10 protein-coding genes are annotated in these 14,496 nt (G+C 57.8%); 6 read left to right on the top strand and 4 right to left on the bottom strand.

Features of this window, described 5'->3' with window-relative positions; translation table 11 throughout:
• Positions 1-28 precede the first annotated feature (28 nt).
• Genes GH665_RS36165 through gabT form a run of 3 tightly spaced genes read right to left on the bottom strand, consistent with a single transcriptional unit; the run spans position 29 to position 3,140 of the window.
• Positions 29-367, bottom strand: a complete 339-nt coding sequence (locus tag GH665_RS36165; RefSeq protein WP_153141831.1) for a tRNA-binding protein — start codon at positions 365-367, stop codon at positions 29-31.
• 12 nt (positions 368-379) lie between these two features.
• On the bottom strand, positions 380-1,840 hold the full coding sequence (locus GH665_RS36160) for an aldehyde dehydrogenase family protein (protein WP_153141830.1): 1,461 nt from the start codon (positions 1,838-1,840) through the stop codon (positions 380-382).
• A gap of 1 nt (position 1,841) precedes the next feature.
• Positions 1,842-3,140 carry a 4-aminobutyrate--2-oxoglutarate transaminase gene (gene gabT, locus GH665_RS36155; protein WP_153141829.1) on the bottom strand — a complete coding sequence of 433 codons (1,299 nt, stop codon included), beginning with the start codon at positions 3,138-3,140 and terminating at the stop codon, positions 1,842-1,844.
• Between the two features lie 258 nt (positions 3,141-3,398).
• On the opposite strand from gabT, the gene GH665_RS36150 reads away from it, so the two are divergent.
• The 6 genes from GH665_RS36150 (at position 3,399) to GH665_RS36125 (ending at position 13,056) form a co-directional block, all read left to right on the top strand.
• Positions 3,399-4,685 (top strand): MFS transporter, encoded by a 1,287-nt coding sequence (locus GH665_RS36150; protein WP_153141828.1) that lies wholly within the window; start codon positions 3,399-3,401, stop codon positions 4,683-4,685.
• Between the two features lie 48 nt (positions 4,686-4,733).
• Positions 4,734-6,296, top strand: coding sequence for a PucR family transcriptional regulator (locus GH665_RS36145; protein WP_153141827.1), 1,563 nt, complete (start codon positions 4,734-4,736; stop codon positions 6,294-6,296).
• A gap of 138 nt (positions 6,297-6,434) precedes the next feature.
• A complete protein-coding gene (locus tag GH665_RS36140; protein WP_153141826.1) occupies positions 6,435-9,407 on the top strand; it encodes an FAD-binding and (Fe-S)-binding domain-containing protein in 2,973 nt (990 codons plus the stop codon).
• Positions 9,404-10,009, top strand: a complete 606-nt coding sequence (locus GH665_RS36135; RefSeq protein WP_153141825.1) for a hypothetical protein — start codon at positions 9,404-9,406, stop codon at positions 10,007-10,009. The genes GH665_RS36140 and GH665_RS36135 overlap by 4 nt, the downstream gene beginning before the upstream one ends.
• 133 nt (positions 10,010-10,142) lie before the next feature.
• Positions 10,143-11,525, top strand: a complete 1,383-nt coding sequence (locus tag GH665_RS36130; protein ID WP_153141824.1) for an aspartate aminotransferase family protein — start codon at positions 10,143-10,145, stop codon at positions 11,523-11,525.
• A 58-nt stretch (positions 11,526-11,583) separates the two neighbouring features.
• Positions 11,584-13,056: an NAD-dependent succinate-semialdehyde dehydrogenase gene (locus tag GH665_RS36125; protein ID WP_153141823.1), complete on the top strand. Its 1,473-nt coding sequence runs from the start codon at positions 11,584-11,586 to the stop codon at positions 13,054-13,056.
• Between the two features lie 61 nt (positions 13,057-13,117).
• Here GH665_RS36125 and GH665_RS36120 read toward each other — a convergent pair whose 3' ends face one another.
• Positions 13,118-14,254 (bottom strand): porin, encoded by a 1,137-nt coding sequence (locus GH665_RS36120; RefSeq protein ID WP_153141822.1) that lies wholly within the window; start codon positions 14,252-14,254, stop codon positions 13,118-13,120.
• Between the last annotated feature and the right edge of the window lie 242 nt (positions 14,255-14,496).

Genomic DNA, 14,496 nt, shown 5'->3' with positions numbered 1-14,496 from the left:
ATCTTCCCCTGCGGAATCTCGTCGTCCGTTAGAAAACCTTTGTCCCGGGTGATACTGGGCGCTCGGGCTTCAAATAGACTACAGCTCCATCTTTCCGCGCAACCCCAAGCATCAGAACCTCCGATTTGAACCCGGCAATGCGCCGAGCCCCGAGATTTGTCGCGCAAACTACGGTTTCGCCAATCAACTGGTCGAGTTGGTAGAGCGTGGTGTATTGCGCGCTGGTGCCCAATACTCCGAGCTCGCCGAAGTCAATCCAGATTTTGTATGCGGGCTTCTTCGCCTCCGCGTTTATTTCGACACGCTCAATCCTTCCGGCCCGGATATCAATGAGGTTGAATGCTTCGTACGGCGATACTTCATTCATCTTTGCGTCCCGTTAGTTCAATCGACCCAGATAACCGAATGTGTGGTGGGTCGCCTTCAGGTAGGGTGAATTCTCGAATGCTTGCAGCCACGGGGACCCTCGACCAAACATCAGGCCGGTGTGGTCGAGCATCGCGTGTCCCACGTCGTTTATCCAGACGCGGTCATAGCTGAGCTCCTCTGCCACCTCTGCTGCTTGTGCGAGGTCGGCACTCCATACCCAGGCCGTCGTTCCTTTGGTCGCAGCAATCGGGGAGACAAGGAACCTCTCCCGGTCAGCGAAACGAATCGTCGGCAGAACGGGGCCGCGGTGCTCACCCGTCGCGACGGCCATTTCCGGGCGCACCCTGTCCAAGATTGCTGGGACGATGCGGAGCCCTTCGCCCTTGCCTCCACCGACGACGAGTTGCGCACCACTGTCGACGGCATCTTCAATTTGCTCTCGCAGCAACGTCAGCGCGACGCTGTCGACAAGGGGCCCCATCTGGACCTCAGGGTCCCGTGGGTCGCCTTGGCGCAGTCTTTGAACCTTGGCCCTAAGCATGCCCAGAAGTCGTTCGGCGACGTCCTCATGGACGAACAACGTATTCGCACTCGTGCAATCTTGCCCCGAATTCCGCAAGAAGCTGCAAGAGATAATTGCGTCCGCCGCTCTCGTCAAATCGGCGTCCGGCAAAACGACGATTGGCCGAAGTCCGTCGACGTCCCTGATAATTGCCGTCCCGGTTTCGATGCACTGCCTGGCGAGATGTTGGCCGACTTCATTGCTACCAGTGAACGCCAGCAGCCTGATTCGCGGGTCTCGCAAGCACGTTCCAACGACCGTGAGCGGGTCCTCGGATGGCAACACCTGGAACGTCCCCATGGGGCCGCCCGCTTCCGACCACAAATCTGCGAGCATCAACGCAGCCAGAGGCGCGCGCGATGAAGGTTTGACGATTAGTTGGCAGCCGGAGGCCAGCGCTAGGGCTGCTCGACGAACAATGTTGAGTACGGGCTGGCACCATGTCGTGACCGCGAGGACGGTACCAATACCCTCAACGCGACTGAAAGTCTGCGGGCCGCCAAGCTGTCCGGTGCATGTCACAGTGTCGGCGAAGCGCGATACTTCTGAGCAGCGCCCTGCGTATGCAATGGCTTCCGAGACTTCAGCCCGAGCCTCCCTCAGAGGCTTTCCCGTTTCAAGGGTCACGGTTGAACTCAGCAACTCCGCGTCACGAGAAATCAGGTCGCCCCAGCGTTGCAGAATGGACGTCCTGCGACCCGAGTCGATACGCCGCCAATGGTGCGAAGCCAAACAGGCTCCCTCGATAGCGAGAAGGACCTGCTCACGTCCACACGAGACAACATTGGCGACGACGTGCCCGGTCACAGGACTGGAAACAGAGAAAGACCGCTTGCTGCTATGCAGCGCTCCAGCGACACGAGCATCCCACAGCTTCACGGTTTCTGTTCCCTGTTGGCTAGTCTCCATCCTAGCCGGCCCGCTTCGCAGACTCCACAGCGCGACCGAACATTTGGAGTGCGTCGGATACGTCTTGGTCAGACACGGTTAGCGGCGCGAGGAAACGAACGACGTTACGCTCGACCCCGCACTTGATGATGAGCAAGCCTTCTTCGCGCGCCGCATCAAGGATGCGCTGAACGAGAGCGCCGTCCGGCGTCTTGGCTTGAGCGTCGGAGACGAACTCTACTGCCACCATCGCGCCGGTCTGACGGATTTCGCCCATCTCCGAATGCGTGGACTTGAGTTCCTCGAGGCCGACTCGGAGTTGCTCACCAATCATGACACTCCGCTCCAGCAAATTTTCTTGCTCGAAGATGTCGAGCACGGCGTTGGCCGCTGCACAGCCAAGGGGGTTGCCGCCATACGTGCCACCGAGTCCACCCGGCTGCGGTGCATCGACGATTTCGGGGCGACCGACCACGCCAGAGATGGGCAAACCGCCCGCGAGGCTCTTCGCGACCGTGACGAGGTCAGGCTGGATGCGCGAGTGCTGGAAGCCGAACATCTTGCCGGTCCGCCCGAAGCCGGTCTGGATTTCGTCACAAATCAGGACGATGCCGTGCTTGGAAGTCAACTCGCGCAGTGCCTGCATAAACTCGGCCGGTGCCGCGAGGAACCCGCCGTCGCCCTGGACGGGCTCGAGAATGATTGCGGCCACGCGGTCAGCCTGAATTTGCGTGCTGAAGATGGTCTGCAATGCTTTCAGCGCGTCGTCAGCGTTGATGCCATGGTATGCGTTCGGATACGGTGCATGGTAGACATCGGGAGCGAACGGTCCGAAGTTTTGCTTGTAGGGAGCGCTCATGCCCGTCAGCGACATGCCCAACAGCGTGCGGCCATGAAAACCGCCGCGGAAGGCAATCACACCGGGGCGGTTAGTGTAGCCGCGGGCAATCTTGATTGCATTCTCAACCGCCTCGGCGCCGGTGGTCAGAAAGACCGACTTATAACCTTTGCCGGGAGCAACCAGTTCGGACAAGCGAGAGGCAAGTCGAATGTAGGGCTCGTATCCGACGACCTGAAAGCAAACGTGCGAGAACGATTCAAGCTGTTGCTGAACGGCTGCGACGACAGCCGGATGATTGTGGCCGACATTCAGAACACCAATACCGCCGACAAAGTCGAGGTACTTACGGCCGCTGTCATCCCACAGATACGCCCCTGCAGCGCGGGTCGCGACGATGGGATGTGCAGTCGCCACTCCACGTGCAACGTAGGTCTGCCGAAGCGCAGCGGCGCTCTGGTTCTTGTCGAGTTCCTTGTTCATCAAAACACCTCCTGAAGGATGGAGGCAATAGTAGGAATCCAGAAAATCCGCGAATACCTACTAAACATAGTAATTTGGCGGGATAAATTCATTTTTTATAGCGCAATTTGTACTTTGTGTACTAATCTGAAGGCTGTCGTTCCTACAAAACGTGGGTAGTTATGCGATTTCTGGCTGAGTTCAATGGGATACGGCTGGTTCCTGAGCGGGGCCAAACCGACCATTGAAAGGGCCATAAGGCACGTATCGGGAGCGGAGATGAACACAGTGAATCTGGCAGGAAATTACATAGACGATAAAGCAGTACGCCGGCGCGCCATCGTGGCAACCGTCCTGGGCAACGGCTTTGAGTGGTTCGACTTCATGGTGTATGGGTTCTTCGCCATCACCATCGGAAAGCTGTTCTTCCCGACGGGAAATGACCTGACATCGTTGATGCTCTCGGTTGCGACATTCGGTGTAGGTTTCCTGGTACGCCCCTTCGGCGGCATTCTCATCGGCATCTATTCCGACCGCGCTGGCCGCAAGGCGGCGTTGTCACTGACCATTCTGTTGATGTGCGCTGGTACGGCACTCATCGGGCTCGCTCCGACCTATTCTCAGATTGGCATGGCTGCACCCTGTCTGATTGTTCTTGCCCGCCTGTTGCAGGGCTTCTCCGCTGGCGGCGAAATGGGAACGGCGACGGCGTTCCTGACTGAACACGCTCCCAAAGGTAAGAAGGCGTATTACTCGAGCTGGATTCAAACCAGCATCGGTTTCGCCGTGCTGCTCGGTGCTTGCTTCGGTACCGGCATTACGCTGGGTCTGTCGACTGCGGACATGGAAAGTTGGGGCTGGCGTATTCCTTTCCTGTCGGGATTGCTCATCGGACCCATTGGCTTCTTCATTCGTCGCAACCTGGACGAAACGCCGGTGTTCCTCCATTCCGAAAAGTCGAAGACCCCGCTGACTGACGTTCTTCGTCACTATCCCTGGCAAGCGTTCGCAAGTTTTGCGATGGTCGTCCTCTGGACGGTATGTATCTATGTGATTCTGTTCTATATGCCGACTTTCTCGGTGAAAGTCTTGAAGCTGCCCCAGTCCGCGTCGTTCATTGCAGCGATGGTAGGTGGTGGCGTCATCACCGTCTGCTCCCCATTCACTGGCTGGTATTCGGACAAGGTTGGCCGTAAGTGGCTCTTGGGTGGTGCGTCGGCCGCAATGCTTGTTCTGGCCTGGCCGCTGTTTGCAATGATTGTTAAGTCGCCGTCAGTCGCGACGCTGTGCGTGTTTCAAGGCGTGTTTGGCGTGCTTATCGCAATCTACACCGGTCCCATCCTCGCCGCGCTTTCGGAGACGTTTCCCACGAAGGTGCTTTCGACGGGTCTGTCAGTTGCCTACAATCTCGCGGTCATGACGTTCGGCGGCTTCGCATCGCTCATCCTGACGTGGCTCATCAGCACGACTGGAACACCCATGGCACCGGCGCTTTACGTCATCTTCGCCGCAGCGTTCAGCTTGCTCGGCGTCCTGTTCGGCTATCGCCAGCCCAAAGAGGTTTAATCGCAGCCGCGGTGTCTAGCAGATGCCGCGGCGAAACTATTCGCCGCTATGAAGCTTGACACCGCCATTCGAGAAACTGTTTTACGCCAAGCAGCAGTAGTTGCTGGAGAAGAAAACCTGCGGCGCGATATCACGTGGGTTCATATGGTGGACCACCCGGATATCGTCAACTGGGTCAAGCCAGGTGAACTGTTGCTCACGACCGGCTATAACTGGCCCAATGACGCGGAAGAGTCACGGCGGTTAGTCCGCGACCTGAATAAAGTGGGCCTCGCCGGCGTCGTGTTGGCCGTTCCTCACTTTCGAGACCACTTTCCAGCAGAAGCAATCGAGGAGGCGCGCAGTGTTGGCTTTCCTCTTCTCGAGTTGCCCTGGGATGTGCAATTCAGTGAGGTTACTCACGAGATACTCGCAAAGATTATCTATCTTCAGGCAGAGATTATTGAGCGCTCGGAGCAATTGCATCGTGCGTTGACCAATGCTGTCGTCACCGCGACAAGCTTGAACGACATCGCAAGCACGCTACGCAAGCTCGTTGGTCGCGAGGTAACGTTCACGAATCTTTCCGGTGAGATTCTAGGCACCTCCGCCGACGAAGCAGTCGTTCAATCTCTGGAAAACCAGTTCGTCGGCTCGCTGTCGGGTTCGCCCGTCGACGCCGCTGCTTCCCAGCGACCGACGCGCATAAGATTTGTTTACCCGGGCCAAGACGGCTATCGCCTCCGTATATCCGTCCGTCTCCACGATTCTTTGGTTGCTGTCCTTTGGCTTGACCTTGAGGGGGCAGAGGTTGATGAACTCGACGTTCGAGCCATGGAGCATGCAAGCGTCGTCGCGGCTCTTCACCTTATGCATCAGCAGCAGTTAGCTCAGCAAGAAGACCGCTTGGGCTATGCACTTGTGGCCGGCTTACTGGATGGTGAATTCTCGGCCACGCCAAGCGCTCTGGAGCGCGCACGGGTGTGTGGGTGGAGTCAGACCAATCAGTATCACATCTGTCTGGTGCTTCTCGATGAGCCAATACCACTCACGCCTGAGGGGCTGGACCGTCGCGAACGCTGGGTCCAGTCGCTGAAGCATCAGCTGCGAAGCACTGGGCACCCCGAATTGCTCGCGATATGGTTAAACCAAATCAGAATCATCCTCCCTGCGGAAGCGTCGCCTGAGGCACTGTGGGAAAAAGTCACTGACCAGCGCGCAGCGATGGCAATCAGTCGCATCCACTCCGGCATTGAAGGTATGGCGACCGGCTCGAAGGATGTCGACGCGTTGCTCCCAACCCTACGACCAGGAAGACTGCACAGATTCGACGAGATTCTGTTTCCTCGCGCTCTTCTTGGTGACGCGAACGCGCGTGACATGCTCATTGAGCGTTTGGTTACGCCGCTAGTGTCACGACCACGCGGCGAGTCGCTACTGGAGACGCTCTGCGCTCTCGCCGACGAGGGATTTCAGTTAGTCAATGCGGCTCGCTCACTGGGCATACATATCAGCACGATGCGTTATCGCCTCGAGCGAATCGAGCAATTCCTGAACGTCAACCTAGAAGACCCGAAAATCCGGTTCCAGGTTCAGGTCGCGATGGCACTGTACCGGCTTCGCGAAGATTGACCCGCTTCTTCCTACTTTAAGTAGGAAGACTTCAGCATTCTGTCGCGTTGTAATTTGGAATGACCCGAGGCTTCTTGGCAACCGCGCGGGTCCGCGCGGACCTGCCGCCTCGTCGCTTTTTCCAGTTTTCGCGACCCCATGACTTCGAACTCGTCCCCCGCACGCCCAGACCTCAACTTACTTCTCGCTCTGCAGCGCCAGCTCGCTGATACGACAGATGCAGAGGTCCGGTTCGATGCGGGCTCTCGAGCGGCTTACGCTTCCGAAGCGTCCAATTATCGGCAGGTTCCGATTGGCGTCGTCCTTCCGCGAACAGTCGAAGACATCGTCAACATCATGCGTGCATGTCATGAGGCGGATGTACCGGTGTTGACGCGTGGCGCAGGTACGTCGATGTGCGGACAGTCCGTAAATGTCGCGGTGATTATCGATACTTCTCGCCATCTGACTCGAATCGAGCAGCTCGACGCCGAGAAGCGCACGGCCCTGGTTCAGCCGGGTGTCATCTGTGACCAGCTGAAGAGCACCGCGGCTTTACAAGGGCTCACGTTTGGTCCGGACCCTGCCACGCATAGCCGATGCACGATTGGTGGTATGGTAGGCAACAACTCGTGCGGCGCACACTCGGTGATGGCTGGAAAGACAGCCGAAAACATCGAGGCAATGGAAATCCTGACGTACGATGGGGAACGGTTCTGGGTTGGGCCGACCGACGAAGAAACGTATCTCGCTCATCTGGCCGCAGGCGGTAGACGCGCCGAGATTGTTCAAGCGCTCCGCGACTTGGTGGACCGCCACGCTGACGATATTCGAGCTGGTTTTCCCAAGCTCAAACGGCGCGTCTCGGGCTATAGCCTCGACCAACTATTGCCAGAAAACGGCTTCAACATTGCACGCGCGCTCGTTGGTTCCGAGGGCACCTGCGTCTCCGTCTTGAGAGCAACGACGACCCTCGTTCGTAACCCTACTGCACGAGTCGTCACCGTCTTCGGCTTTCCAACCATCTTTGATGCGGCCGACTGCGTTCCGCAGCTACTTCCCCTTGAGCCCATCGCAATGGAAGGGCTCGACACCGGCATCGTCGGGGGTTTGCGCGAGCGCGGGCTGGCGCTTGATGACATCGCCGAATTGCCGGATGGCAATGCGTGGCTCATGGTTGAGTTCGGCACCGACAATCTCGAATCGTCATTGAAGCGGGCGCAAGCGGCTGCAGACCTGGCCGACTCGTTGCCCGGTCGCCCGAATGCACGAGTGGTTTCGGATGCGGCAATGATGAAGCGTCTATGGTCCATTCGGGAAACCGGTGCGTCAGCTACCTCCATCGGCGACGACCCATCGAAGCCGGACCCCGTTGTCGGCTGGGAAGACGCGGCCGTCGAACCTCGCCTACTAGGCGCATATTTGCGTGAGTTCTCCGCGCTGGTCGAGCGCTATGGGTACACGACCAACATGTACGGTCACTTCGGAGATGGCTGCATTCACTCGCGCATCAACTTCGACCTTCGCAATAGCCAAGGCATTCACACATGGCGCAACTTCCTTGAGGAAGCTGCAAAGCTCGTCGTCAAGTATGAAGGCTCGCTCTCGGGTGAGCACGGCGATGGACAGGCCAAGGGCGAAATGCTCTCGTTGATGTACTCGCCGGAACTCATGAACGCGTTTCGTGAGTTCAAGACCATCTGGGACTCAAAGAACCGCATGAATCCCGGCAAGCTCATCGACGCGATGCCTGTCGATGAGAATCTCCGCCTTGGACCGACGTACCGGCGAGTAGAGGTGCCCAGCCATTTCTCGTTCGGCAACCTGCAGAGTCCCGATACGTTTTCTCGTGCCACTGAACGATGCATCGGCATGGGCAAGTGCCGGTCTTTGGAGGGTGGAACAATGTGCCCGAGCTATCGCGCGACGCGCGAAGAGAAGTATTCGACGCGCGGACGCAGTCGCCTGCTCTTCGAAATGCTCAAGGGCGAGGTCATCACTGACGGTTGGGACAATAAGGACGTCAAGGATTCACTCGACAACTGTTTGGCATGCAAGGGCTGCCGCAGCGACTGCCCAACCCACGTTGACCTGGCCAAGTACAAAAGTCAGTTCTTGTACGAGCACTATCAGAAGGCGAACCGCCCGCTGATGGACACAATGATTGGTCACATTGGGACATGGCTGCCAATCGCCACTCGAGTCAGCGGATTGGTCAACACCGCGATGAAAATGCGGCCGTTCCGAGCGGTTGCCGAGAAGTTCGGACTGGCGTCGCACGTGAAGTTTCCAGCTGTTGCCGCAACAGCGTTTCGCAACGGTGAAACCTGCAAGGGCCTGTTGAGCGCAAGCAAGCTGGATGCTAACTATGCTCAATCAAAAACCGTCCTGCTCTGGACCGACACCTTCAACAGTGGGTTCTCACCTGACGTTCTCGAAGCCTCCGTCCGTGTCCTGCAGTCTTACGGCGTCGAAGTAAGTCTCATGAGCAAGCAGATTTGCTGCGGACGCCCTTACTACGACGCCGGGATGCTTGACCACGCCAAGCGCAACCTTGTGGACATCATGGCGCAGCTTAAGGACGTCATCGCCTTGGGACTACCCGTGGTTGTGCTCGAGCCGAGTTGTCTCTCCGTATTCCGGGACGAACTCCGCTCACTGTTCCCGAGCGACGACAAGGCGGCGGCACTAGCCGCGTCGGTAAAGACACTAGCCGAATACCTAGAATCTGAAGGCTTTGACGTACCGAAGCTGGATGAAAGCGTCTACGTCCACGGGCACTGTCATCAAAAAGCCTGCGGGGGAATTCAAGCAGAGTCACGACTGGTAGGCAAGGCAGCTCAATCGGGAGCGGTACTGCAAACAGGCTGTTGCGGTATGGCCGGAGCCTTCGGCTATCACACGAAAACTGCGGGAGTTGCACGCTCGGTCGCTGAGTCTGAGCTTGTCCCCAAGATTCAGCCGCTCGATGAGAACGCAGTGCTGGTGAGCGACGGGTTCAGTTGTCGCTCACAGATTCGGAACACCACGGGACGCTCTGCGATTCACCTCGCGCAGTGGCTCGATGGCAGAGCAAAGAGAAATCCGGCATCTCGCCGGACCAAAACATCCAAACAGGAGGAAACCGTATGAATCGTAGAGATTTCGCCAGTCTTGCCGCTGTCGGCGCTTCCACATTGTTCCTTTCTCGAACCAGCAATGCTGCAACGAGTGCGAATGTCAGTGACTCGGCGCCAACGCTTGTCCGAGGTCAGACCGCGATTCGTCAGGGCACCTCCCGAGACGAAGCGATTCGGGCATGGCTCGAGGTCATCAAGCCGAAACTCCCATTTGTGCAAGCGACTGCGCTGGTCTCCCGTCCGAAGCCGGAGGCCCCGAAGGAGCTCGGTGCCGTTCGGCGCATTTACTCGACGGTGCCAAGCTCGTACCCGGTTGGCGGCTGGAAGCAGCTGTCAGGCTCGGATTGGGCACGAAAAGTACTTGAACGTGGTGAAGTCCTCGTTGCGAACAGTGACGCCGACCTCGAGCACTACTTCCCGGACCAAAAGCTGCTCAAATCTCTCGGTACGACAACACTCGTCAATATCCCCGTTGTTGTCTGCAAGCGCACCGTCGGCGCTTTTGCATTCATGTGCGCGGAAGTCGTTCCCGAAAGCGCCATCACCGAGGAAATTCGACTGTTGACCGCGCTGACCGCACCGCTGTTCTCCGACGACCTGGTCCCGACGGCCTAGCGTCACAGCAGAAAATGCCGCGCTGAGTTCCAACTCGGTCGGATAAGCCATCACCGGAGCATGCTGAGCAAAACCATATGCCGCATGCTCCGGATACTCTAAGGATAGGCAAAACCCTATCGAGGATTGTGAAATGTCTCTAGCATCGCTTATTGATTCCGACCGCAAACATCTCATCCACCCTGTCGCCAACTACCGTGCACACGAAAAGCGCGGGGCAACGGTACTGGAGCGCGGCAAGGGAGCATGGCTTTACGACGCGCAGGGCAACGAACTGCTGGATGCGTTCGCGGGGCTCTGGTGCGTGAATACCGGCTACGGGCACGAAAGCATCGTAAAGGTCGCGGCAGAGCAGATGGCAAAGTTGCCTTATGCAACCGGCTACTTCCACTTCGGCTCCCAACCTGCTATTGAACTCGCGGAACGGCTTGTTGAACTCTCGCCGAAAAACCTGCAGCACGTCTACTTCTCGTTGGGCGGTTCGGACGCTGTCGATTCCGCACTGCGCTTCATCACGCATTACTACAACGCCATTGGTCGGCCGAGCAAGAAGCACTTCATTGCTCTGGAACGTGGCTATCACGGCTCGTCATCTGTTGGCTCTGGCCTGACTGCTATCGCGAGCTTTCACCGCAATTTCGATGTGCCGCTTCCGACACAGCATCACATCCCTTCGCCGTATCCCTATCGGAGCGAGACGCCCAACGATGCGCAGGCCATCATTGCGAATTCGGTGAAAGCACTTGAGGACAAGGTCGCCACGCTTGGTGCCGACAACGTCGCTGCATTCTTCTGCGAGCCTGTTCAAGGTTCGGGCGGCGTCATCGTGCCGCCGAAGGGATGGCTGAGGGCGATGCGTGACGCGTGCCGACGTCTCGATATTTTGTTCGTCGCCGACGAGGTGATTACTGCCTTTGGCCGAACGGGCCCCATGTTCGCATGCGAAGCCGAGGCGGTAGAGCCGGACCTCATGACCATTGCGAAAGGATTGACTGCAGGCTACGCCCCCATGGGTGCCGTGCTGATGTCTGACGCTGTCTATCAAGGCATCGCTGATGGCAGCAAGGCTGGAGAAGCGGTTGGCCACGGCCAAACATACTCCGCGCACCCGGTAAGCGCAGCTGTCGGTCTCGAAGTGCTGCGCCTTTACACGGAGGGCGGCCTTCTGGCGAATGGCCAAGCTCAGGCACCAAAGTTCGCACAAGGTCTGGACAGCTTGCTCGACCATCCGCTAGTCGGCGACTCAAGACACGTTGGCCTTTTAGGCGCAGTGGAACTGGTGGCAGATAAATCCACGCGAGCTCGCTTCGACCCGGCACTGCATCTCGCAGACAGAATCTTCGACGCGGCCGCTCGCAATAAAATTATTTTCCGCGCATTTGGCGACAACATCCTCGGCTTTGCTCCGGCGCTCTGCTACACAAGCGAGGAGGTCAGCATGATGGTGGAGCGTGTTCGTAAAACGCTCGATGACGTACTCGAAAGCGCTGATGTGCGCGGCGCGATTAAAGGTTAAGGCCGTCCCGGTCAGATTGGACAGGGAACGACAAACGCATCTTTCGAAGGTATTAAGCATGGAACTGAAACTGAAACGTGAAGAGCTTCTGCGCCGGCAGAATCTGATTGGTGGCGAATGGGCCGAAGCCGTGAACGGAGCGCACTACTCAGTCGCTAACCCCGCCACCGGCGGCATCATCGCTGAAGTCGCGAACAGCAGCAAAGCGGACGCGCGCGCTGCAACCGATGCGGCAGCGAGAGCGGCGGATGCATGGCGTGACCGTCTGCCTCGCGAGCGCGCGGAAATACTTAAACGCTGGCATGCACTGATTCTCGCGAATACTGATGACCTCGCGACAATCATGTCGATGGAGCAAGGTAAGCCTTTGGCTGAAGCCAAAGGCGAAGTCGCTTACGGGGCGTCATACGTCGCATGGTTCGCCGATGAGGCGACTCGCATCTACGGCGACCTGATTCCGCAGCAGCAACGGGGCAAGCAGATGCGTGCCATCAAAGAGCCGGTGGGCATCGTTGCAGCAATCACCCCATGGAACTTCCCGCTCGCGATGATTGCGCGAAAAATAGCTCCGGCATTGGCCGCCGGATGCACGGTGGTCGGCAAGCCGGCGGAAGACACGCCGCTGACGGCGCTCGCGCTCGCGGCGCTTGCCCAGGAGGCCGGCGTTCCCCCCGGCGTACTTAATATGCTAAGTGCCTCCCGTGAGCAAGGTATCGAAGCCGTCGGCGACTGGCTTGCTGACGACCGGGTCCGCAAAATTACTTTCACCGGCTCCACGGCTGTCGGCAAATATTTGGCCCGCGAGTCGGCCGGTACATTGAAGAAGCTCTCGCTCGAGTTGGGCGGCAACGCTCCATTCATCGTCTTCGACGATGCCGACCTGGACGCCGCAGTGGTCGGTCTCATGGCCGCGAAATTCCGCAATGGCGGCCAGACCTGTGTTTGTCCGAACCGCGTTTACGTGCAGGCCGGCGTGTTCGACAAGTTCGCGGAACTGCTTGCTGCACGAGTGGGCGCATTGAAAGTTGCTCCCGCCACCGACCCGCAAGCGCAAATCGGGCCAATGATTAACGCGAAGGCCATCGACAAGATTGACCGCCATGTCAATGATGCGGTGTCGAAAGGGGCGAAGGTCCTGACCGGCGGCAAGCGCCTGACGGAAATGGGCCCAAATTACTATGCTCCGACTGTGCTCGCGCATGCGACTAACGAGATGCTCGTCACATGCGAAGAGACCTTCGGCCCTGTAGCGCCGTTGTATCGCTTCGAGTCTGAAGACGACGCTATTCGCCTGTCCAACGACACGCCGTTCGGCCTTGCAGCGTATTTCTACACGCAGAATATGCGACGCGCCGAACGTGTGTCACGCGCCCTGCAAGCCGGCGTGGTCGGGTTGAACGAAGGAGCGGTTGCAAGTGAAGCCGCACCGTTCGGGGGTGTGAAGGAATCGGGCTACGGCCGAGAAGGTTCGAAGTATGGCCTCGAGGACTACCTTTCCATCAAATACATCTGCCAGGGTGGTCTCGACTAAGTCTTAATGTCAATGCAGAGAGGCCATCGTCCTCACCGGATGATGGCCTCTTTTCTTCGGCTTAGAACGAGTGGCGGATGCCGACCCGTACAACAACCTGATTGTCGGTGCTCGATGGCGTCACAAATGCTAGCGCAGCAACTGCGGGCTTCCCGGTCGAGTCCGTTCCGATGGCGTGTTCCCACGCCGCGATGGTATAGAGCACGGTCCGCTTTGACAGGTCATACTCCGCACCGAGGTTCACCTGACTATATTTCGCCGACTCTGCCTTCGTATAGTTGTAGGCTGCGCCGACCATAACCGCGGGTGTGATTCTGTAGGTAGCATTGGCCTCGATGCTGTTGAATGTGGCTGTACCGGAGAAGGGCGTGGAACTGGTAGGCACCACATCCTCGAAGCGTGTGTTCGTGTAGAGCACGCCTAAGACTGCGTTACCAACTGAAACGTTCGCACCGCCGCCCGCAATCTGTAGAGTGTGTGCCGACACGTAACCGCTGAAAGTCGGGTTCGTAATCGGATTCGTGAACGTCGTGCCCGCAACCGGGGTCGCCGTCGTGTCGTAGAGCGAGGTCGCCGGATTATTCAGTCGAAGCAAAGCCGCTGCCGCCGTAACTGGACCGCCTGTGTAGGTCAGGCTCAACCCCTCGCCGCGGCCCTGCGAGAAGTTTCCGGCCACACCCCCAAGGCTCAAAAGAGCGCCGAATTTTAAGCCTGCGAATACAGGCGTGTAGTACTTGATGGTGTTACTGACCGAGTAATCCCCCCAAACGTTGTCTACGTCTCCCGCCCGAGTCGTGAGGACGCCGCCGAACTGCAGGGAGGAAGCAAGCGGCATAAGGGAGTCGGCGATGAGGTCATACTGGCGCCCCAGCCGGATGCTGCCGAATGGACCGTTTAACGCTACGTAAGATTGACGTCCAAACAGGCGTCCGCCATTTCCAAACTTTCCCGTGTTGATATCAAACCCGTTTTCGAGCACCGCTACCGCGCTCAATCCGCCGCCCAGGTCCTCAACTGTTCGAAAGCCCCATTTACTGCTTCCTCGTCCGCCATTAACCATCTGGTAGTTGTGCGTTCCTGCCTGGTTGTTCGTGAATGAAAAGCTATCATCGACCACGCCATAAAGTGTCGTTGAGCTTTGAGCCATACTATTCGCAGTACAAAACAGTACTGCTAAACCAAAAACTTCCTTTTTCATTTGTCCCCTCTGACCGGCTGAAGAATGTGCGCGCCGCGATGGAATGTATCGTCGAAAGCTGCAAGCAACCTGGGCTGTCGCAAGGGACCGATACGAATTCCTTCTGCATTGGCAGAGGTCAGTATTCACCCAAGTATTTTTGGCACCAATCGACGAAACGTAGGAAAGCACGTTCCATCGATTGGAGGTTTCGTACGGAGGGGAAAAGAAGCAAGCGCCTCAGGTGGCAATTCCAAATACGC

Source organism: Paraburkholderia agricolaris, assembly GCF_009455635.1.
In the GTDB taxonomy this organism is placed as follows: Bacteria; Pseudomonadota; Gammaproteobacteria; order Burkholderiales; family Burkholderiaceae; genus Paraburkholderia; species Paraburkholderia agricolaris.
The sequence above is the reverse complement of the archived record's forward strand: the minus strand, read 5'-3'. Positions and strand labels throughout refer to the sequence as shown.

Bases quoted from the DNA above. Each gene is read 5' to 3' on its own strand.
- GH665_RS36165 (WP_153141831.1), bottom strand. From the start codon at position 367: ATGAATGAAGTATCGCCGTACGAAGCATTCAACCTCATTGATATCCGG.
- GH665_RS36160 (WP_153141830.1), bottom strand. From the start codon at position 1,840: ATGGAGACTAGCCAACAGGGAACAGAAACCGTGAAGCTGTGGGATGCT.
- gabT (WP_153141829.1), bottom strand. From the start codon at position 3,140: ATGAACAAGGAACTCGACAAGAACCAGAGCGCCGCTGCGCTTCGGCAG.
- GH665_RS36150 (WP_153141828.1), top strand. From the start codon at position 3,399: ATGAACACAGTGAATCTGGCAGGAAATTACATAGACGATAAAGCAGTA.
- GH665_RS36145 (WP_153141827.1), top strand. From the start codon at position 4,734: ATGAAGCTTGACACCGCCATTCGAGAAACTGTTTTACGCCAAGCAGCA.
- GH665_RS36140 (WP_153141826.1), top strand. From the start codon at position 6,435: ATGACTTCGAACTCGTCCCCCGCACGCCCAGACCTCAACTTACTTCTC.
- GH665_RS36135 (WP_153141825.1), top strand. From the start codon at position 9,404: ATGAATCGTAGAGATTTCGCCAGTCTTGCCGCTGTCGGCGCTTCCACA.
- GH665_RS36130 (WP_153141824.1), top strand. From the start codon at position 10,143: ATGTCTCTAGCATCGCTTATTGATTCCGACCGCAAACATCTCATCCAC.
- GH665_RS36125 (WP_153141823.1), top strand. From the start codon at position 11,584: ATGGAACTGAAACTGAAACGTGAAGAGCTTCTGCGCCGGCAGAATCTG.
- GH665_RS36120 (WP_153141822.1), bottom strand. From the start codon at position 14,254: ATGAAAAAGGAAGTTTTTGGTTTAGCAGTACTGTTTTGTACTGCGAAT.